Annotated in this window: 15 protein-coding genes and 1 tRNA gene; 10 read left to right on the top strand and 6 right to left on the bottom strand. The window is 44.8% G+C overall.

From position 1 onward, the window contains the following. Positions 1-59: 59 nt before the first annotated feature. Both tig and KUV50_RS17205 read right to left on the bottom strand, forming a co-directional pair. Positions 60-1,499 (bottom strand): trigger factor, encoded by a 1,440-nt coding sequence (tig, locus tag KUV50_RS17210; protein ID WP_222581432.1) that lies wholly within the window; start codon positions 1,497-1,499, stop codon positions 60-62. A gap of 209 nt (positions 1,500-1,708) precedes the next feature. Then, positions 1,709-1,790 (bottom strand) — tRNA-Leu (locus KUV50_RS17205). A 370-nt stretch (positions 1,791-2,160) separates the two neighbouring features. Between KUV50_RS17205 and KUV50_RS17200 the strand changes: the two genes are divergently transcribed. The 3 genes from KUV50_RS17200 to KUV50_RS17190 all read left to right on the top strand — a co-directional run bounded on the left by KUV50_RS17200 (position 2,161) and on the right by KUV50_RS17190 (position 6,219). Further along, the gene (locus KUV50_RS17200) at positions 2,161-4,368 is read left to right on the top strand and encodes a RelA/SpoT family protein (protein ID WP_222581431.1); all 2,208 of its coding nucleotides are present in this window, start codon (positions 2,161-2,163) and stop codon (positions 4,366-4,368) included. Positions 4,369-4,378: 10 nt separating this feature from the next. Then, positions 4,379-4,849: a Fur family transcriptional regulator gene (locus KUV50_RS17195; RefSeq protein WP_222581430.1), complete on the top strand. Its 471-nt coding sequence runs from the start codon at positions 4,379-4,381 to the stop codon at positions 4,847-4,849. Between the two features lie 83 nt (positions 4,850-4,932). Next, positions 4,933-6,219 (top strand): adenylosuccinate synthase, encoded by a 1,287-nt coding sequence (locus tag KUV50_RS17190; RefSeq protein WP_222581429.1) that lies wholly within the window; start codon positions 4,933-4,935, stop codon positions 6,217-6,219. Positions 6,220-6,526: 307 nt separating this feature from the next. On the opposite strand, the gene dacB is transcribed toward KUV50_RS17190, so the two are convergent. The 3 genes from dacB to KUV50_RS17175 all read right to left on the bottom strand — a co-directional run bounded on the left by dacB (position 6,527) and on the right by KUV50_RS17175 (position 9,867). Beyond that, entirely contained in the window at positions 6,527-7,960 is a 1,434-nt protein-coding gene (dacB, locus tag KUV50_RS17185; RefSeq protein ID WP_222581428.1) for a D-alanyl-D-alanine carboxypeptidase/D-alanyl-D-alanine-endopeptidase, read from the bottom strand. A gap of 82 nt (positions 7,961-8,042) precedes the next feature. Then, positions 8,043-8,975 (bottom strand): succinylglutamate desuccinylase/aspartoacylase family protein, encoded by a 933-nt coding sequence (locus KUV50_RS17180; protein ID WP_222581427.1) that lies wholly within the window; start codon positions 8,973-8,975, stop codon positions 8,043-8,045. Then, positions 8,956-9,867 (bottom strand): RimK family alpha-L-glutamate ligase, encoded by a 912-nt coding sequence (locus KUV50_RS17175; RefSeq protein ID WP_222581426.1) that lies wholly within the window; start codon positions 9,865-9,867, stop codon positions 8,956-8,958. The genes KUV50_RS17180 and KUV50_RS17175 overlap by 20 nt, the downstream gene beginning before the upstream one ends. A 182-nt stretch (positions 9,868-10,049) precedes the next feature. Here KUV50_RS17175 and KUV50_RS17170 point away from each other — a divergent pair, with 182 nt between their 5' ends. Further along, the gene (locus KUV50_RS17170) at positions 10,050-11,330 is read left to right on the top strand and encodes an MFS transporter (protein WP_261395359.1); all 1,281 of its coding nucleotides are present in this window, start codon (positions 10,050-10,052) and stop codon (positions 11,328-11,330) included. Positions 11,331-11,361: 31 nt separating this feature from the next. Here the strand turns inward: KUV50_RS17170 and KUV50_RS17165 are convergent, their stop codons facing one another. Next, the gene (locus KUV50_RS17165) at positions 11,362-12,864 is read right to left on the bottom strand and encodes a hypothetical protein (RefSeq protein ID WP_222581425.1); all 1,503 of its coding nucleotides are present in this window, start codon (positions 12,862-12,864) and stop codon (positions 11,362-11,364) included. A 578-nt stretch (positions 12,865-13,442) separates the two neighbouring features. Between KUV50_RS17165 and KUV50_RS17160 the strand changes: the two genes are divergently transcribed. From KUV50_RS17160 to KUV50_RS17135, 6 genes are all read left to right on the top strand, one after another. Then, complete coding sequence (locus KUV50_RS17160; protein WP_222581424.1) at positions 13,443-14,135, top strand: glycosyltransferase family 2 protein; 693 nt, start codon at positions 13,443-13,445, stop codon at positions 14,133-14,135. 9 nt (positions 14,136-14,144) lie between these two features. Continuing rightward, positions 14,145-15,635 carry a cellulose synthase family protein gene (locus KUV50_RS17155; protein WP_222581423.1) on the top strand — a complete coding sequence of 497 codons (1,491 nt, stop codon included), beginning with the start codon at positions 14,145-14,147 and terminating at the stop codon, positions 15,633-15,635. A 421-nt stretch (positions 15,636-16,056) separates the two neighbouring features. Then, positions 16,057-17,295: a polyprenol phosphomannose-dependent alpha 1,6 mannosyltransferase MptB gene (gene mptB / locus KUV50_RS17150; protein ID WP_222581422.1), complete on the top strand. Its 1,239-nt coding sequence runs from the start codon at positions 16,057-16,059 to the stop codon at positions 17,293-17,295. Positions 17,296-17,374: 79 nt separating this feature from the next. Continuing rightward, the gene (locus KUV50_RS17145; protein WP_222581421.1) at positions 17,375-18,457 is read left to right on the top strand and encodes a formylglycine-generating enzyme family protein; all 1,083 of its coding nucleotides are present in this window, start codon (positions 17,375-17,377) and stop codon (positions 18,455-18,457) included. 229 nt (positions 18,458-18,686) lie between these two features. Next, positions 18,687-20,681, top strand: coding sequence for a S46 family peptidase (locus tag KUV50_RS17140; RefSeq protein WP_222581420.1), 1,995 nt, complete (start codon positions 18,687-18,689; stop codon positions 20,679-20,681). A gap of 109 nt (positions 20,682-20,790) precedes the next feature. After that, positions 20,791-20,994, top strand: coding sequence for a hypothetical protein (locus tag KUV50_RS17135; RefSeq protein WP_222581419.1), 204 nt, complete (start codon positions 20,791-20,793; stop codon positions 20,992-20,994). Positions 20,995-21,274: the final 280 nt, after the last annotated feature.

The following is a 21,274-nucleotide window of genomic DNA, read 5'->3' as shown; positions in this document are numbered from 1 at the left end:
ACCCAGTCATTGTAGATACGAAACGAGTGGTCTCGTGAATGGTTTAGATTCCGTGTTAATTATTCTTCTTCCCCGATCTCCAGATCGTCCTGACTGGCTTGGGAGGCTTCCGCTTCCCGCTGTCTCGCTTCAGCGATATCTTTTAATTTGGCCTCAAAATCGTCCTGAGAAATCTCCTCTTTATCCAAATTGAGGTCTACTTTCAAAGCCTTGAACATTTTTGTTGTTCGGATCTGACCGTGCGCATCCTGAACTTGTTTTTCATCATTAGCCAACGACTGCAATATTTGATTGTAAACTTCTTGATTGAGTTGTTGTCCGGGCATATACTGCTGAATCCGTCGTCCCAACTCTTCCAATATCTCTTCTTTTTCTACGGTGACCTCATATTTCTTTAAGATCTTATCTGAGATCAGCTGCCACCGAAGTGACTCCCTGAATTGATCATCATACCGTTGTTCAATGTCTTCTGCTGTCATCGGTTCTGATCCATCCTCATTCTGATTATGCAGCATCCATCGTTTCAAAAACGCATCCGGCATATCGATTTCCGTTTCCTCCATCAATTTATCATGGACCTCCTGAAACAACAGTGAATCCGCCTGTTCATCCAGGTATTGTTTAAGATCTTTTTTTATAAATTCGCGGGCTTCTTCTTCTGTTTTGACCTCTTCTCCGAAGGCCGTGGTCAGGAATTCTTCATCCAGATCCGCTTTAATCAAGCGGGTTGCGTCCACAATTTCACCTCGAAATTCCGGATTGACTTCCTGGTCTGCTTCCTCTTCGTCCAGGTTCATCAGATATTTTCGCACCTTTTCGTCCGACATATCTTTTTCAACTTTGAATATATCAAACTCGATGGCATCCCCCACTTTCGCCGCCAGGACCTTTTCCTTAAATTCATCTTCCATCATACTTACCATCACCTCGAAGGTGGTTTCCAGTCCATTGTCTTTCACTTCACCCGCTTCCATCTCGCGCGCATTGAATGAAATCAAATCGTCTTCTTCAAAATCTGACTCCACGCTTTCCCGCGTACCTCCCCGACGACGCAGGGTATCGATCTGTTGATCTATAACCTCGTCAGAAATAACTGCATCGTAATAATGGTATGAATCATCGATTCCTGCCAGCTCAAAATCAGGAACCAGACCGAGATCAAATTTAAAGGAGTACGACAAGTCTTCTCCAACCTTAAAATCCAAAGGTTCCTGATCCTCGGAAGGAATGGGTTGCCCCAATACATCCACTTTTTCACTGTCAAGATATTCGAACAGGGCATCTTGAAGTTTTTTAGTCACAATCTCCGTCAGGACAGAAGAACCATACATTTTCCGTATCATGGATTTGGGCGTTTTCCCTTTTCGAAATCCTTTCAGATTTACTTTCTTCTGGTAACTTTTAATTTCCGATTCAAAGTCCTCTTTATAATCCTGAGGTTCAACCGTTACTTCGATCAAAGCCGTCTGATCATCGTTGTTTGTGAAGTCAATATTCATTAATGAAATTTTGTTTAGATGTTATTTTATTGAGAAGATCCGCAGGGTGTAGGCTTGTCGCTTGAAGTATACGTCTTCTGGTTTGAAACTTGTTGTATTCAAAAAAACATCTGATAAGCACATTTCTTTTAATCCAGAAGTGAAGAGTCCTAACCCCAAAAACAAAGCGTCCCAACTCCTCAAAGCGAAGCGCTCTAATATCAAAAAAGTGCGGGTGGAGGGACTTGAACCCCCAAGCCTCGCGGCACTAGATCCTAAGTCTAGCGCGTCTACCAATTCCGCCACACCCGCATACTATTTTTCAAAACAGAGCGCAAATATAAGATGATATTGCCGAATATAAAATCAAACGGCGAATTATTTTCACATCAACACACCGAAAAGTGAATGAATGGCTTGCAACATGGATCCTGCCGAGCACCAATGGCATAAATCGCAGCGAACATCTTCTACAAAAGTTGTTTTCCGGATACCGACCAAAATCTTACTCTGAAACGCTAGCAATTCTAATAATGGTTAATACCTTCGCCATCTTACCTACGTTTGATTTTATTTCTTTACTTTCAATCATACAAGTGAATCGGTTATTCTGGTGACGAATGAACTATTGCAAGCGGGTGGAGGTTTCACATGTAAGGATAAATGACTTAGAATTAATTTTATGGCTGTAAAGGTCACATATCAGGACAAAGAGTTATTGGAAGTTCAGGCTGCGTTTGACGGGCTGATGCAATCCCTCGAAGGCAAGATGGATGGCGAGGATGAGGTATTGATCCGAAAAGCTTTTGAAATTGCAAGTGAATCTCACGCGGATCAAAAACGCAAATCGGGGGAACTTTTTATCTTCCACCCCATCGAAGTGGCTCGGATATGCGTCGACGAAATGGGATTGGGCCCTACGGCCATCATGGCAGCACTCTTGCATGATACGGTCGAGGACACATCGGTCACCCTGGAAGACCTGGAAGCTGTTTTTGGTAAAAAAGTCAGCTTATTGGTAGATGGTCTGACCAAACTGGCTAAATCATACCAGACCGACACCCCACAAGCTGAAAATTTCCGAAAAGTACTCAGTACCCTTCTGTTTGATGTTCGGGTGGTACTGATCAAAATGGCAGACCGTTTGCACAATATGCGAACGATCAAAAGCATGCCTCGTGAAAAACAACTAAAAATAGCGGCGGAAACCAGTTATATTTATGCGCCTGTCGCTCACCGGCTTGGATTTTACAACCTCCGGACCGAGTTCCAGGACATCTCCCTAAAGGTAGTGGAACCGGACACTTATAAAGAAATCGCCAAAAAACTCAACCAGACCAAAACTGAACGGGACGAATACATCGAAGCTTTTATCGACCCCCTCCGTTCAAGCATTGATGGTCTGAATGTTCCCTACCGCATTACAGGCCGGCCCAAGTCCATCTCCTCTATTTACAATAAAATAAAAAAGAAGAATGTTCCTTTTGAGGAAATCTATGATTTATTTGCGGTACGGATTATTGTAGATGTTCCGCATGAACTTGAAAAACAAACATGTTGGCAGATATACTCGATCGTCACTGATGTTCACACCCCGATACCAGAGCGGTTAAAGGACTTTATATCCACGCCAAAATCCAACGGATACGAATCCCTACACACCACGGTGATCGGTCCGAAAGGCCGGTACGTCGAAGTCCAGATCCGGTCAGAACGTATGGACGAAGTGGCCGAAAGAGGGTTTGCTGCCCACTGGAAATACAAAGGAATCAGCAACCACAACCATTTCGATCCCTGGCTCGACAGCATCCGCGAAATATTGGAGGACAAAGAAAAAGATGCGATTGAGTTTATCAATGATTTTAAAAACAACTTATTCAGCGAGGAGGTTTTTGTCTACACCCCTATGGGTGAAGTAAAAGTCCTGCCCAAAGGAGCCACGGCACTGGATTTTGCTTTTAGTATTCATACCGACATCGGCTACCACTGTATCGCAGTCAAGGTCAATAAAAAGCTGGTTCCCATGGGCTATGAGCTTCAGAATGGTGATCAAATTCATGTCACCACCTCCAAAAATCAAAAACCGACAGAGGACTGGCTTAAATTGGTGGTCACCCCCAGAGCCCGGAGCCGGATCAAATCAGCCATCAAAGAAGAAAAGAAACGCATTGGGGAGCTGGGAAAAGAAGCTTTGCAAAGAAAACTCAGAAATCTGAAATTAGATTTTGAGAAAAACATTGATATCGTTGTTGAAGAAGCCGGCTACGACACCCGGGCCGATCTGTATTATGACATCGCACAGGACAACATTTCTATACCTCACATCTTTAAGAAAATAGAAGTAGAAGATGGCGAGATTCTGGAACAAGAATCGAAAGAGGAGTCAAAAGTCCATTCACCGCCGTTGACAAAAAAGTCCAGAAAAAAACGGGCTGAACCCGTAATTTTGCTGAACGACGAACCTGGGGAAAAATTTCAGTATTCGTTTGCCAACTGTTGCAATCCGGTGAATGGCGATAAAATATTTGGCTTCATTACCACCAAAGAAGGGATTAAAATCCACCGATACAATTGTCCCAATGCCCAACATTTACTCTCCAACTATGGATACCGGATTATGAAAGCCGATTGGGCAAACAATATGGACAAAGAGTTTGTTGCAGATCTAAAGATCGTAGGAATCGATCAAGGGGTGGGCGTGATTCAAAACCTGACCAAATTGATTTCCAATAAATTTAACCTCAACATCCGGTCCTTTCACATCGAGGGAGAGGAGGGTTATTTTGAAGCAAAAATCAGCCTTTTGGTTCACAACACACATCAACTGCAGCTTATTATGCAATCACTTAAAAGCATGGATGGGATATCCAACGTGAGTAGAATCGAATAAATGAATTAATATGGTATCAGAAGAAAAGAACAGAGAAATATACGAACAGGTTAAGCAAATCTTCACTACACACCTGGAAAAGAACAAACTCCGTAAAACTCCGGAGCGCTATGCCATCCTCAAGGAAATATACAACCGTGATGATCATTTTGATGCAGAAGCCTTGTATATTCAGATGAAAAATCAAAACTACCGGGTCAGTCGCGCTACGGTGTACAACACCCTGGAGCTCCTGGTGAGCTCCGACCTGATCAAGCGTCACCAATTTGGTAAAAATCTCGCTCAATACGAAAAATCATTTGGTTTTAAGCAGCACGATCACATTATATGTGTGGATTGCGGGAAGGTCATGGAGTTTTGCGATCCTCGTATTCAGGAAATAAAAAACATGATGGGCAACCTGATGGATTTCAAAATTACCCACCACAACCTCAATTTATACGGTCGTTGTAAAAATGGCTGTGATGAAAAACCTTCATAAAAACCATTTTTAAGCGGTATTCTGGTTTATATATCTTAAATTTGCGCTTTGATTTTTTTAATCAACTACTAATTCAATACCATATGTCGGTAGATGTGATATTAGGCCTCCAGTGGGGCGATGAAGGCAAAGGGAAAATCGTGGACAGTCTGGCCACGAATTATGATTTTATATGTCGGTTTCAGGGCGGGCCTAATGCTGGCCACACCCTGATATTTGATAATAAAAAATACGTTCTCCATACGATTCCATCTGGAATTTTTCGGGAAAATATCAAAAACATCATCGGCGCAGGGGTCGTCATCGACCCGGTCATCCTTGGTAAAGAAATCGCCAATGTGGAGCAGGAAGGCGTACAAGTGCGCAAACAGCTGCAGATATCGAACCGGGCACACTTTATCTTACCGACCCATCGACTGCTCGATAAAGCTTCTGAAGCCGACAAAGGGAAGGCTAAAATAGGATCCACACTCAAAGGAATTGGTCCCACTTACATGGACAAAACAGGACGGAATGGGCTGCGCTATGGAGATCTATTTGCGCCTGGATTTCGGGAAAAGTACACCAAACTGAAAGAAAAACATCTGCGACTCTACAAAATGTATGATGAAGTAGATTTTGATCTTAAAGGCGAAGAAGATCGGTGGTTCGAAAGCCTTGAGAACATCAAGGATATACCACACATTGACGCTGAGTATATTCTAAACCGCGCTTTGAAAGATCAAAAAGATATCCTGGCAGAAGGAGCTCAGGGAACCATGCTGGACATTGAATACGGCACGTATCCATTCGTCACCTCTTCAAATACGACAACCAGTGGTGTGTGCAGCGGGCTCGGAATCGCGCCTTCTCAAATCAAAGAAGTCATAGGCATTACCAAAGCCTATTGTACCCGGGTAGGCAGTGGCCCATTTCCCACAGAGTTGTTTGATGAGAATGGTCAGAAACTTCAGGAAATTGGCCATGAGTTTGGTGCGACCACAGGTCGTTCCAGAAGATGCGGCTGGCTAGATCTTCCACAGTTAAACTACAGCATCATGATCAACGGGGTCACACAGCTGGTTATTACCAAACTGGATGTGTTGAGCGAATTTGATCCATTTATGGTTGGGGAAGAGTACATCATCGACGGCCAAAAAACAACTGATCTCCCTTACGATCTGGAGGCACAGGATATTGAAGTCCAATACCGTGCCATGGAAGGATGGAATAAAGACATCACTGGCGTCAAGAAGTTTGAAGATCTACCAGAAAATGCCCGGAATTACGTTGAGCTTATCGAAGAACAAACAGGGGTTAAAGCATCTATAGTCTCCAATGGACCAGGCCGTGATCAAGTGATCCAAAAGGAAGCTTTGGTGGAATCGTAATTGTTTGAAATATTCGTGATGCCTAGATCGATATAGGCATCAGCATGGCCATGTAAAATGGCCGCCGTCCATAAAAGAGTACAAACAACGTATTTTAGTGCATCGCTAATCGTCCATCTTTTTATTCATTATGAACGGTAACATTAAGAATACTACTACTGCCAAAGATCTCGCACAGACGATGCAAAATTTGCAATAACCCCTTTAGCGGCTCCATATAAACAGTACAAGTCGGTTTTAACCGTCGTACCTTAAAGATTACAGATTCATTGGGCCCGATCAAAAACAGCCCGCTGGGTTCCCTGGCCTACTCCTTCAAAAACCCAAGCAAAAAACGTTCAATTCGCTGCCGCATTTTGGTTGACGAACACCCATAGTTATCCAGCATGACACAAAAGGCCAAGTGTCGTCCACTTTCGGTCACCATGTATCCGGCATAACTGCGCTGTCGGCCGATATAGCCACTTTTAGCATGGATTTTTCCAGCTCCCGTATAACCCCGTAGCATGTATCGCAAGGTACCCTCCTGCCCCATCACGGGCAACGTGGTTAAAAACGCGTCATACCATGCCTTGTCCTGATAGATGGATTCCAGTGCAGAAGTGAAGGCCATCGCAGATGCCGTATTGCGAGGACTTAAACCGCTACCATCTCGAAAAAACAGTTGGTCCCCTTCCACTTCCTGGCTGACCCATAATTTTCGCAGCGTCTTCAAGCCACACCCGAACTGCGAAGCCGACTTATCGGAATCTTTGCAGAGCAGTTTAAGCAGTGCTTCAGCATACAGGTTGACGGAATGATAGTTGGTGATCTGCGCAATGTCCAATAATCGCGGTGAAGAAATGACAAATAAAGGGGTCACTGTCTTCGAAGGATTAGCGTTTACCATTGGAGACCGGCCCGGAAGCACCCCCGATTCTTCCAGGGCTTTGTGTAGTTCGTCTCCCAATGCAAGTGGCGGGTTCGTCAGGCTCCCTCGAATTGAAAAACTGCCGTTTCCCGGAGGTATGGTTCCACGGATCGTCGCTTGCTCTGAGTACGGTGCGGCATACACATATGCCTGGTCGCCGCTCCCCGGCGGACCGGTCAGCACTTCATTCTTAATCTTCAGGCTTCCTTCAGGAACCACACGCAAGATCTCGGTCTCCTGACCGGGCTTTGCGTTTTGCTTAAAATAAATCTTATACTCGTTATCGTTGATATTGATCGCAAAGTGTCCCGCTCCGTAATAATTTCCCAGGTCCGACCAGGGCCATCCACCCGGCACATGCTGACCAGGGGATGCGTGTGTTTCCAGGATAATTCCGCCGGTAATAGCTTCAATGCCCAAATCTTTTAATACACGACACAAGCTGTCTGCTACCTGAGCGACCTGCCACGAATCCTCAAAGTAAGAAGAACCCAGTGTCGGATCTCCTGCTCCTACCACCACAACATCACCGTCCAATACACCATTCACTATAGATCCCGTGTAGCCCACAGTGGTGTGATACCGAAAGTCTTCTCCCCGCTGATGCAATGCCGCCGCAGTCGTCAAAAGCTTCATAATCGATGCTGTCGGCAAGGCGCGTTGGGCGTCGAAACTGTACACTTCTTCTTGCTCGTCCAGGTCATAAACAACTATACTCGCTGAACCCGCTTCCATGCAATCCGGGTTCAAAAGTTCGACTGCCGGATCCTCCTGTGCGTAACATCCGATCCGAACAATCAGACAGCTGGCTAAAAAAATTATTCTATTCATCTATTTTAGTTGTTGATTTTTGATTGTTGGAACGCTGCACTTTGGAGATCCCCCTTTCCCCTTTCCCCTTTCCCCTTTCCCCTTAATAAGCCAAGTTAAACAATGCATCTCCTATATTGACCACCGGAATATTATTGTGTGCGATTAAAAATCCAGGTTTGTGAGCTACAACAGTGGTCTTCTCCGTTCCGTTGGGATTATAGATTGATCCTAAAATATCGCCTTTTTTCACCGGTCTGCCAGACCCTTCGGACCATACGAATATACCAGACTGATGTGCCCGGATCCAGGTTGATCGCTTAAAGTCATGAAACCTGGCACCATAAGCAAATCCGGGATCGAGCATCGATTTGGCTTGGAGGATTTGCTTGATGCCATCCAGCCCAACCTCGATGCTGTGTCCATCCAACCGCAGTGATTCGCCTCCTTCATATACGATAACCGGAATTTTCCGGGATCGGGCTTCTGCGCGCAATGTCTTGGCAATCGTCGATTTTTCGAGCAAAACGGGTGCATTGAAAATGGTGGCTAGTTCACGGGATGCTTCGGACCGGATGGTATAACGCACCTGGGGATAATTGAAACGGCTATCCCCACCGGTGTGAAAATCAATTCCAAAATCGACCAGAGGTAATATCTTCTTCGTCATCATATGTGCCACCCTGGAAGCCAAGGAGCCGTTTGCACTTCCCGGAAAACTTCTATTGACATCTTTCCCATCGGGGACATAACGGGAAAAATTCATAAATCCATAAATGTTGAGGACGGGAATAGCAATCACAGTTCCTGCAATCAGATCATCGAACAAGCCTGAAAATATGGCTTGTCGAACAATTTCGATTCCGTTGATTTCATCACCGTGCATTCCAGCCAATACGAGCATGGTAGGTCCCGGTTTTTGAGACCTAAAAATGTGGGACTTGACATAAACACCGGTTCCGGTCGGCAATGCACCGACATATAGATTGATTTCTTTGTTTTCACCAGGGTTTATTTTATACTGACCGATTTGCATAGTTTGCTTTGTTTTTTAAGCGATAACCCTTTTCCACATAATCCACGATCCGCGCTGCTACATTGACGCCCGTAGCTCCTTCGATCCCTTCCAAACCAGGAGAAGCATTGACCTCCAGTACATAGGACTTGTCATTCCCTCGCAAGATATCTACCCCGGCGATGCCGAGCCCAAGGACTTCACACGCCCGCAAGGCAATACTTTGTTCCTGCGGTGTCAACCGGATCATGCGGGCTGTTCCTCCTCTGTGCAGATTGGACCGAAATTCTCCTTCCACCCCCTGGCGTTGCATAGCGGCTACGATTCGACCATCAACCACCAGCACGCGAATATCAGAACCAGCGGACTCTCGGATAAATTGTTGTAAAAGTGCTTTTTGTTTGAGATGATACAGTGTTTCCAGGATAGTTTCTGTACTCTTGGAGCTATTGGCTATCATCACCCCCAAACCATGGGTGCTATCCAGCAACTTGACAATTACGGGCAATTTCATATGTGCCTTGAAGAAGTGTTCATTGAACTGGAGGTAATTCATGACCATGGTATCAGGAATGGATATGTGTTGCGAGGCCAGGTACTGTAAGCAACTCAATTTATCCCGCGAACGTGTTAATGCATCCGAGGAGGTCGCGGAAAAAACCCCCATCATCTCAAACTGACGTATAACGGACGTACCTAGGCTCGTTACTGAACTACCTATTCGAGGGATAATTGCATCAATATGGCCGATCGGTAATCCATTGGACTTAATCTGTAATTTGCCTTCACAAATCAACAAATCGATGGACATATGATCGATGATCTCCACCTCATGTCCTTTTCTAAGACAGGCGCGGACCAAACTTTGAGTAGAATATAATGCACTACTTCTGGAAAGAATTGCTATTTTCATTCGCTGAAATTAATCAAATACCACAGCGCAGAGCTATTGCGGCATCTTAATTGATTATAAATAAATGACCCTGTCGTTGCCAGAGCGCTGTTCAATCAATTGAACTTTTCTCGTCCGCCAAAGCGCTCAATCCGTTTTGAGCGAGGGAGGATTAAAACGGAAAGGAAAATATAAATAAATTTTTGAATATAAAATTAAACGATAAAAGAATCATTCGTGCCTGGGCATTTTTTGACTGGGCCAACTCGGCATTTGCGCTGGTCATATCTGTGGCGATCTTTCCGGCGTACTTCTTACAAACCACCCCCGATGTCATTCCGATGTTCGGGATGCACATCAACAACAGTGCCTTATTTTCCTACACCATCTCCTTTGCTTATTTGATCATTGTTATTGCGCTGCCCTTTTTATCCGGGCTCGCAGATTATAGTGGCCGACGCAAAGCCTTTCTCAGAACATTCACCTGGTTGGGGTCAATATCGTGCATGTTACTGTTTTTTTTTACCGGTGTCCATACTTTGTGGATCGGTATATTGGCGTTTATGGGTGCCCAGATCGGTTTTGACGGGGGAAAAGTATTTTACAATTCGTATTTACCTATCATCAGCACGCCGGACCGGTATGACAAAGTAAGTGCGCAGGGTTTTGCTTATGGGTATTTTGGAAGTGTCCTGTTGTTGGTGGTCAATCTGATGATGATCCAGTTTCCTTCTTTTTTTGGATTGCCCGATGGTGATCTTCCAGCTCGTATTTCTTTTTTGATGGTGGGAGTTTGGTGGATTGGATTTGCTCAAATCCCTTTTCGTCAATTACCCCCGGACCGGATCAGACCGACCAAAAGTATAGTTCGAGAAGGTATGGATCGGATCAAAATAGCTTTGCGCGTTTTGTGGCCACAAAAGCAAATGACTCGGTTCCTGGCGGCTTTTTTCTTTTACAGTGCCGGGGTGCAAACCGTGTTGTTCCTGGCGGCTACGTTTGCCGAAAAAGAACTGGACTTTTCTACAGCCAATTTGATTATTCTTATTCTCATCTTGCAAATCGTGGCGATCGGAGGAGCGTATCTGTTTGCTTGGATTTCCAAAATAAAAAACAATAAAACAGCACTGATCCTAATGTTGATTATCTGGATGGGGGTATGCGTCCTGGCCTATTACGTCCAGGATCCCGTGCAGTTTTATTTGGTCGCTATGCTCGTGGGGCTGGTCATGGGTGGAATTCAGTCCACCAGCCGGGCAGCCTACTCCAAACTTCTTGAAGGTCAGGAAGAAACCCACCTCAATTCTTTTTACAGCTTTTATGAAGTACTGGAAAAAGCAGCGATCGTATTCGGAACCTTTTCATTTGGCCTGATCGATCAATTGTCCGGGAGCATGCGCAACAGTGTGCTGGCATTGGGCATTTATTTTATTATCGGACTGGTGTTGTTGATTGGGGTTCCGTTTAAAAAAGCAAGGGCCTAAGATTACAGCGTGCAGATTAATCCTGTCTCATTCACTCAAATTCATACGCGCCGGCATCCGGTGTTTGGATATCTCTAAGCCGACCGATCAAATCGTCGGTTACGCCAGGCAAAGGTTGTCCCAGATCACGCGCTATCGACATGGTATCCAGGGAAAAGTCATATTCTCCGGGATCGAAAAATAAAGGATCTCCATATTTATAGTTGGTCACGGTGGGATAGTCTTTGAGGAAATCGGGAAAATATTTGTCTTCAAGCAGCTGATCCATGCGAATCACAGAGTTTTTAAAATCCACCTTAAAATAGGAAGGATCATTGGTGGCATCGGACATCGCCAATGCATCAGACTTGCTGCTGTAAAGAATGCTGTTTCGCATTTCCAAATTGAGAATAGAAGCTCGGGGATCACTACATTGACCATCTTCCTGTCGCTGAAAACAGAAAAAATTCGTCAGGCCCACGGCTTCTTCTCCAAATCCCACATTGGCAAACGTACAGTAGTCAAACCGATAATACCCTCCATAGTCCACCCGGAGATTATTTCCTGCAGAGGAATGGAACAGGTTGTTGCTCCCCGTAACAATCCCCTTGAAGCCAGCCAGGGAAGCAGCTCCATTGTACCCGATTATCGTATGATCAATGGATAACTGTGCCAATGAATCGACCAGGATACCAATATTGGCGTGGCGCAGCCGGGCATGGGTAATTACATTGTTTTTACTTTCTGCTCCCAGCTGAATTCGTCCCCATTGTGCAATGCGATCCTGGTATTCTGCTTCCAGGCGATCCGACTGGAAGGTAACGGGATCATCGGCTGTCCCATTCAATTTGAGCGTTCCATTTTTTCCGATAAATAACACGCCATCATTATAAGATCCCTGGTCACTAAATACTTTTCCGCCGTGCACATAAACATCTGTTCCCGCCGGGATATCCAGGGTGCAACTGTCAATGATGACCACCCCGTAAATGACATATGGTTTCGGGTCATCCCAGGTCCAGGTATTCATATCGCAGGTAATCAACACCTGTCGCTGATCCGCTTTAAGGGCGGGAATGTAGTTCGCATTCTGTCCCCAGGCGGTCAGGGTGATCACAGACGACTCGCTTCCGGTAGATACTTCCACCTGATCGTCAATCACAAACGGACTGACGCTCAACGGTTGGTCAGGATCTACGGTTACCTCGACAAACACATACACACTATCGTTGGGCGGAATCTCAAGATCCTGAATTACAGGCCCCTGGTACCCATCCACATTCAGCCGAAATACCGATGATTTCTCCCCAAGACGGATTTCATCCAGGCGGGCATAGCGGTTGCTTTCATTGTATATTTTGAAGTAACGGGTCGTGGATCCCACCTGTGTAAAAACAGTATCAAAAGTCAACGTATCCGTCGAAAAATGGATCTTTACCGCTGCTCCGGTATCAAATTCGACCTTTTGACAAGAATAAAAAAGTCCTGCCCATACAGTAAGGACACCTACCCACTTCAGGAGGAAAACCGGATATGTCGTTTGAAGTTGAATCATAGAGGGTTTGATAACGAATAAGAGGATGCAAAGATTATAAAAATAATCGCTCCTTTGTTGTTTTTACATCCAAAGGTTTTTCGAAATAAAGAAAAGTAGTCCACATGATACCACTCCACATGACTGATTATCCAAAGAACGCAGTTGTTTTAGCGGATCTTGTACCGCATACTTTGCATCAGGGCATTCATTATCCCGCACAATTTATGGTCTTTTAAATTACCTGTGCGGTCTTGAATAATATCTGCAGGGGAATGAGACAGGAACAGGAGTAATAAATGCTTGAATACAGCCCCGAATGAAAGACAGACCACAGTTGATCAATCCACTTTTGTTGAAGATGAGCGAATCAATTTACAGTCAAGCAGAGATCACAATGCGGAGGACAATGGGCAATCTATAGGCAAGGTCCTAGGTGCACCGATGATTCTGTCCCCACCACGAAAGGTTCAGCAACACAAGCCGCAGTCAGTTCATCCGGCCACATTCTGTTTTAGCAACATATCCATCCATTCCAAAGGAATAAACTATTCATTAGTGGTACCTTTGCAGTCCGTAGACTATGTAAATATACTGATGTGAAAAACCCTATAATCGACGTCATCATACCGGCATACAATGAAGAACGGTCCATCGGGAAAGTCATCGATGACATCCCTCAGCATGTGGTACGACACATCATCGTCTGTGACAACAATAGCTCTGACGGTACGGGGCAGGTTGCGGAAGACCATGGTGCCGTGGTCGTTCATGCCGTGAAAAAAGGCTATGGAAACGCTTGCCTGACCGGGATGGAATATCTTAAAAATTTGAAACAATCCCCAGATATTCTCGTTTTTATTGACGGTGATTATTCTGATTTTCCGGAACAATTACCTCAGGTGGTGAACCCCATTATTGACCGGGACGTGGATATGGTGATTGGTTCCCGTGCTTTGGGCCATCAGGAGCGCGGTGCCATGGAACCGCATCAGCGATTCGGCAATTGGCTGGCCACCTACCTCATTCGGAAGTTTTATGGATATCATTTTACAGACCTCGGACCTTTCCGGGCCATTAAATGGAGAAAACTGATCGCACTCAATATGCAAGACACCAATTATGGTTGGACGGTTGAAATGCAGGTAAAAGCAGCAAAACAGAAACTAAAAACCACTGAAGTTGCCGTGAATTACAGGCCAAGGATTGGGGTTTCCAAAGTGTCCGGCACGATAAAAGGTTCAGTTCTGGCTGGCCAAAAAATTATTTGGACCATTTTTAAATACCTTTAGTAATCCAGTATGGAAATAGTGTATTATATCATTTTTATCGCGTATAGCCTCATCCTTATTTATATCCTACTGTACAACCTGATCCAGCTGGAGCTCCTGGTCACTTACCGCAAACATAAAACGCAACCCCAAGCCATAGAAAAATGCCAGGACCGCCTGGTATCTTCAGATCTTCCATTGGTGACCGTGCAACTTCCGATGTACAATGAAAAATACGTGGCGGAACGACTCATTGATAACATCTGTGCACTCCATTATCCAAAAGAAAAACTGGAAATTCAAGTACTGGATGATTCAACGGATGAGACCCTCGAAATCAGCCGGCGTAAAGTAAAGGAATACCGCCAGAAAGGATTTGACATCCACTTGGTACCACGAAAAAACCGAACCGGATTTAAAGCCGGGGCGTTGCAACACGGTCTGCGTACAGCACACGGGGAATTGATCGCGATATTTGACGCTGACTTCCTTCCAGAACCAGATTTTTTGCAAAAAACAATCCCCTGCTTTAATAATAAAAACGTCGGTGTGGTGCAGACCCGGTGGGAACATCTTAATCAAAATCACTCGCTAATAACCGAAGTCCAGGCTTTCCAACTCAACGTTCACTTCACGATCGAACAAAGTGCCCGATGCCAAGCCGATTATATGCTGCAATTCAACGGAACGGCCGGTATATGGCGTAAATCAACCATTGAGGATGCCGGGGGATGGCAGGCAGATACATTGACCGAAGATCTTGATCTGAGTTACCGGGCCCAACTCCGGGGCTGGAAAATTCTTTATCGCGAAGACATCGGGGCGCCCGCTGAGTTGCCTGCTGAAATCTTCAGCTATAAATCGCAACAGTTTCGATGGATGAAGGGGGGAGCGGAAACCGCACGCAAACTCATGCCCGTCATCTGGCATTCGAATCTGCCATTCTGGAAGAAAGTACATGCATCTGCCCATTTAACCGCTTCAACAATATTTCTGTTGATCTTTTCTATGGCAGTACTTTCAGTCCCCATGATTTGGGCGATCAATGGTCTGGGCATTGATATGGGCTATTATTTGATTTTTATCATTGGGGTCATTGCTATCACGTTCACTTTTTACCAAGCCAATGTAGGGAATGCATATAATCAAACAAAGATTTCTTATCCTCGCAAAATCTGGAGATTCCTGGTACTGTTCCCGGCTTTCATGGCACTATCCATGGGCTTGTCCCTGCACAATTCCCTGGCTGTTATTCAGGGTTACCGAGGTAAAAAAAGCCCTTTTATCCGAACGCCGAAGATTAGTCTAAAAAACAATGTATACTCCACTTCGGGGTACTTGAACGGTCAAATAGACAAAGGGACAATGTGGGAAGGATTTTTCTGCCTGTATTTTATTTTTGGCGTAATCATGGGCTTGCTGACACAAAATTACTCTATGATAGTGTTGCATATCTTTCTTGCAACCGGTTTTGGCCTGATCTTTTACTACAGTCTCCGCAGTAAAATTTCGGGGTATTGAGGTGAAAAGATGTTGGGAATTAGGGCGTTTCACGTTTAGGGATTAGCCCGCTTTATTAACCACGTCAATCTGTTATGATGCATCTTATGCAGTGCATCATTTGCTTACATTTCAAGATTGAACATATTACAAAGACCAATTTTGGGTGACGTTTGACCATTGCGGGTTAGGACCTCGTATTCTAGGCTTTAGGACGCTATGCCAATGATGGCAGCCGCTCATGGTCCTTTCAGCTATCCACTTGAGGCTTTCGGGCTTTGAGCTTGTGTCTTTGAACTCAGATCTTTCCTCTTCCTCCTAATTTCCTATCTTTACCCGAACAATTACGAATTCAGTGAAGTATTTCCTGGCTGTACTTTTTTTGCTTTGTATCTGGACGATCGGTTATACGGTGCCACGGACCGATATATTTCCTTTTCTAATGCTATACACAGTCACCTTTAGCTTGTTTTTGCTGATCTTTAAGAGAGTTAACAATCACCACGATTTTATTTTTTTTATCGGAGTAGGCCTTGTAAGTCGTTTCGGTCTTTTATTAGCCTGGCCGGGATTATCGGATGATTTATATCGGTTTTTTTGGGATGGTGTAATAGCGAATCAGGGCGTTTCGCCGTATGCATACACCCCATCAGAACTGATGGAGCAAGGGGCTGTGGTTCCTACCTATCTGGCCGAAACCATTTATCCCTACCTCAATTCAAAAGAGTACTTTTCGGTTTATCCCCCACTGGCTCAGTTGTTTTATCGGAGTGCGACCTTTTTTACACCCGACGACATCTATCAGAGCGCCATCCTCATGCGCATCTTTATACTAGCGGCGGAATCGGGTATTATTTATCTGTTGCTCAAACTACTCCCTGCGCTCAAGCACCCGCAAAAAAATGCCTTGTGGTATGTTTTGAACCCGCTGGTTATCCTGGAATTTACGGGTAACCTGCACGCAGAGGTCATTATGCTGGGATTTTTTCTTTACGGTTTTTGGTGGCTTATGAAAGGCCGATGGTTGTTATTTAGCGCGCTGTTCGCAGCGGGCATTCTCACGAAGCTTACGATTATCCTACTATTGCCTTTATTTTTGAAAAGACTGGGTATCCGTAGGTTTGTTGCATCCACGCTAATCATCATCGGTTTATCAGCATTGGCTTACGGGTCATTGGGGATCTTTGAATACACAGGAAACTACATAAAGAGTGTTCGACTTTTTGTCCAGACCTTTGAGTTCAATGCCAGTTTTTATTATTTCTTTCGATGGATGGGCTTTAAGATTTTCGGTTACAATATGATTTATTGGATCGGTCCTGTATTGGCTCTTGCTGCTGGTATGGGCTACGGTTTTATGTATATTCTGCAGTACCTCAATGACAAAGGAATCATGGTTCGAGCGCTTTTTATTTTTACTATTATGCTTTTAAGCAGTACGACTGTCCATCCCTGGTATTTGTTGCTGCCATTGACCTTTGGATTGTTTTCTCCCTACCGATATATGGTCATTTGGAGCTTTTTGATTACCTTCAGTTATTTGAGTTACAGCAGTTCGCCCTATCAAGAATGGATTTGGATTGTATTTATAGAATATCTATTATTGGGTCTGGTGATGCTCATCGAGTTTAAAATTATACCTTGGAAAAAATACTTCGTCTTTTTTGAAAATGGGGATTAGGAGGGGTGCAAAGAGTACGAGTATCGCAGTACATGGACGGGGGATTGCTTCATCCATGACCAACCACAAATGACAAATAATGAAAACAACATCTATTTTAATCACACTTAGCATACTGCTGGGTTTATCCTGTCAATCCGAGCAAAAAGAGTCCAAAAGAACTGCCTTTTCGGCAAAAGCTGAAACTAAAATCAGTTACTCCGACGCGGACCCCGCTGATCTTATCGATCAAATGGTGGTGATTCCGGCGGGTGAGTTTGAAATGGGAGCGAATAGTGACCAGGCGGATCCGGATGAATATCCCAAACACATGGTCCGTGTGGACTCATTTCTCATGGATGCCACGGAAGTAACCAATGCTGAATTTTCCAGGTTCGTAGAAGCCACCGGCTATGTGACCACTGCAGAAAAAGACATCGACTGGGAAGAAATGAAAAAACAACTTCCGGCGAACACACCAAAACCCGATGAGTCCTTACTCAAAGCTGGTTCGCTTATTTTTAAAAACACGGACGGTCCTGTTCCACTCAACAACCCCGGTTATTGGTGGGCATGGACCACCGGAGCAGATTGGCGTCATCCACAAGGACCCGGCAGCGACATCACAGGGAAAGATCACTTTCCGGTCACCCATATTTCCTGGGAAGATGCCCGTGCTTATGCAGAATGGGCCGGGAAGCGGCTACCCACAGAAGCAGAATGGGAATGGGCGGCTATGGGCGGTCTTTCCAATACGGTCTACCCATGGGGGAATGAGCTGGACACCGACAACGAAATTCATGCGAATTACTGGCAAGGAGACTTTCCGTATGATAACGAGGAAAAGGATGGCTACTATCTAAGTAGTCCGGTGGGGACCTTCAAACCCAATGGCTATGGGCTCTATGATATGTCGGGGAATGTATGGGAATGGTGTGCTGATCTCTATCACCACGAGTATTACGACACAAAAAAACCGGAGGAAATCGCATACAACCCACGCGGACCTGAAACAAGTTTGGATCCCGATGAACCTTTGATTCCCAAACGTGTACTGCGTGGCGGGTCGTTCCTTTGCAACGATTCGTATTGCAGCGGATACCGGGTCGCCCGACGGATGAAAGGAGACATGAAGTCGAGTTATAATCATACGGGATTCCGATGTGTCAAGGATTTCGAGTAATCTGATCTGGACATCGCAGGTAATTAATGGGTATCAATAAATACGCCTCATGGGGAGCGCACCGTTACCCAGGCAGGGAAACACGATATTCTTTTGATTTTTGAAAGATTTCATGGATCAGCGGAAGACTGAATCGCTGAGTTGTTTCCGGGAAAGCCCAAAGTATCTTATCTTTGCGTTTTATTGATCAGTTTTTTCGAACCAGAAGATCAAACAAAAAAAAAAACGAATGAAAAAGAATACCTTATTATTTATTATCGTCTTTTTATCCGGACTAATTCAAGTCCAAGCCCAGGAATTCAGTAAGTTTGATTTTGGGCGGATGTGGACCTTTGAAGATGCCCCGTTGGATTATTTTAATTCCACGTATGACCTTGATCTGGACCAGGCCTGGATGGACAAGGTACGCAAGTCAGCGCTTCGGTTTTCTACCTTTTGTTCGGCTTCTTTCGTATCAGACCAGGGTCTGATCATGACCAATCATCATTGCTCCCGTGGATTAATTCCTCCGTTGCAGAAAAACGATGAAGACCTGTTAAAATATGGGTTTTATGCCCAAAACCAAGAAGATGAACGAAAGGCTGAAGGACTATTTGTCGATCAACTCATCCGGGCAAAAGATATCACGGCAGAACTTAAAAACCTGCAAAACAACCTGTCCGAAAAGGAAGCACAAGACTCGCTGACCAGCCTGTATGAAGAAAAACCCGAGTGGAAGGACCTTCGTCTCCAGCTTGTCACCTATTACAGTGGTGGACGGTATGCCATCTACGGATACAAACGGTACTCTGATATACGACTGGTCCTCTTGCCGGAAAATGACCTGGGCTACTTCGGCGGCGACCCGGATAACTTCACCTATCCCCGGTATAACCTTGATTTTACATTCTGGCGCGCTTACGATGATCAAGGAAACCCACTGAACACAGCTGATTTCTATTTTCCATTTAACCCCGATGGTACAGCTGAAGGCACACCCGTCTTCGTGGTCGGTAATCCCGGGCGCACCGAACGTTACCGGACCATGACTCAGCTGGAGTATGACCGGAATGTCCGCCTGCCCGCTGTGCTTAGTTTTATCAAAAGCGGAATCAGGGCCCTGGAGCATCAAATGGAAACCAATCCGAGTGCAGAAACAGAGAATGCCATATTTAGCCTGAAGAATGGAGAAAAAGCGTATACCGGCATGTTGGGTGGACTGAATAATGAGGTTTATATGGCTCGCAAAAAAGCTGCTGAAAACAAAATCCGTGCAGCAACTGAAGATCAATTCACGGCGGAGAACAACCCCTGGGAGCAAATTGATGCCATCTATCAAAAATTGACGCCCTACGGCGGATTTTCAACCTTACTCAATGCCAGTCCATACCGGGGCGTCGTCACCAGGTTATTGCACAAAATCTACGACTACATGTCGAATGAAAACGATTCTGAGGTCACATCCATAGCCGCTGAAATTAAGACGCTGGCACCTCAAGCTACCGATGACGATCAGGAAATATACTTGCAGGGATTAATCGATGATTACAATAAATTTTCAGACGATGCCATTTCTCAGGACAAGGCATCCGTCATTCTCGACAATACTTTGTTTCGGGATTCGGATCAGATCGAAGATTGGCTAAAATGGGATAAGAATGCACAGCAAGAAGATCCACTCGTTGCTTTGGCAGTTCAACTCATGAGCGATTACGAACGATCCGTAGAGCTATCGCAACAGTATGGCAAAGAAATACAAGGATACAACGAAAACATCGCTTTGGCGGCTTTCCAGGTATTTGGGAATCAGTTGCCACCGGATGCTACTTTCACACTCCGCATATCGGATGGGTTGGTTCAAGGCTATGCATACAACGGCACAGTGGCTCCGGTGAATACAACATATTTTGGGTTATACAACCGCTATTACAGCCACCAAAAGGAATTTCCCTGGGAATTACCTCAAGCCTGGTTAAATCCAAGCATGGATCTACTCAAAACCCCACTAAACTTTATTTCTACCAATGACATTATCGGCGGGAATAGCGGTTCGGCTGTCATCAATGCCCAGGGAGAGGCGGTTGGTCTGGCATTCGATGGTAATATCCAATCTTTACCAGGCAACTTTATTTTTGATGACGCGGTAAATCGGACGGTCAGCGTGCATTCTGGTGGTATTGTAGGTGCAATGCGGCACATCTACCGTGCAAAAAGATTACTTCGCGAATTGAAAGTTGAGCATTAAAAATGGAAAATCGACACAAACAAAAAGGTGATAGATGTGAATCACTAACCAGTTAACCCGCTAAATTCACGGCTTTTGATTTACCTACCTGGCGTTGATTATTTTCTTAATGGCAGTTAGACAGGTGCAGATGCACGGAGGAATGACTGAATATAGTCGGATTGCAACGCAGACCAAAGATGGTAAATCCATCTTTGATGAAGATAAGCTAATGAAGCCTCGGCTTAGCCGGGGCAAAAGGTTTGGTGAACCTTGGATGAGTGTACCGACCTGTCCCCGTCTTGGCTGTGAGAGGGCTTTGTCCCGAGGATAATGTATGCATGAAAAGTCAAACATCACCTAAAATTAGGCGATGTAATATGCTCAATCTTGAAATGTAAGCAATTGATGCACTATATATTATGGATCATAATAGATTGATGTTGTGAATAAAGCGGGTTAATACCCAAAGCAACAATTGTTATAAAAGTCGGTTGTCGGTAAAAATGCTCGATACAGGGATAAAAAAAAACAAACCAAGCAGGCCTTTAATTGAAAAAACTGCCCAACTCAGGCTATCTCAGGACTTCCAGAACTAACCAGCCCCAAAACCA

Origin of the sequence: Membranihabitans marinus (genome assembly GCF_019802045.1) — a bacterium.
GTDB lineage: Bacteria > Bacteroidota > Bacteroidia > Chitinophagales > Saprospiraceae > Membranihabitans > Membranihabitans marinus_A.
The sequence above is the reverse complement of the archived record's forward strand: the minus strand, read 5'-3'. Positions and strand labels throughout refer to the sequence as shown.

Coding starts and splice junctions, on each gene's coding strand:
- KUV50_RS17200 (WP_222581431.1), top strand. CDS start 2,161: ATGGCTGTAAAGGTCACATATCAGGACAAAGAGTTATTGGAAGTTCAG.
- KUV50_RS17135 (WP_222581419.1), top strand. CDS start 20,791: ATGGCAGTTAGACAGGTGCAGATGCACGGAGGAATGACTGAATATAGT.
- KUV50_RS17195 (WP_222581430.1), top strand. CDS start 4,379: ATGGTATCAGAAGAAAAGAACAGAGAAATATACGAACAGGTTAAGCAA.
- tig (WP_222581432.1), bottom strand. CDS start 1,499: ATGAATATTGACTTCACAAACAACGATGATCAGACGGCTTTGATCGAA.
- KUV50_RS17145 (WP_222581421.1), top strand. CDS start 17,375: ATGAAAACAACATCTATTTTAATCACACTTAGCATACTGCTGGGTTTA.
- dacB (WP_222581428.1), bottom strand. CDS start 7,960: ATGAATAGAATAATTTTTTTAGCCAGCTGTCTGATTGTTCGGATCGGA.
- mptB (WP_222581422.1), top strand. CDS start 16,057: ATGCTATACACAGTCACCTTTAGCTTGTTTTTGCTGATCTTTAAGAGA.
- KUV50_RS17155 (WP_222581423.1), top strand. CDS start 14,145: ATGGAAATAGTGTATTATATCATTTTTATCGCGTATAGCCTCATCCTT.
- KUV50_RS17165 (WP_222581425.1), bottom strand. CDS start 12,864: ATGATTCAACTTCAAACGACATATCCGGTTTTCCTCCTGAAGTGGGTA.
- KUV50_RS17140 (WP_222581420.1), top strand. CDS start 18,687: ATGAAAAAGAATACCTTATTATTTATTATCGTCTTTTTATCCGGACTA.
- KUV50_RS17175 (WP_222581426.1), bottom strand. CDS start 9,867: ATGAAAATAGCAATTCTTTCCAGAAGTAGTGCATTATATTCTACTCAA.
- KUV50_RS17180 (WP_222581427.1), bottom strand. CDS start 8,975: ATGCAAATCGGTCAGTATAAAATAAACCCTGGTGAAAACAAAGAAATC.
- KUV50_RS17190 (WP_222581429.1), top strand. CDS start 4,933: ATGTCGGTAGATGTGATATTAGGCCTCCAGTGGGGCGATGAAGGCAAA.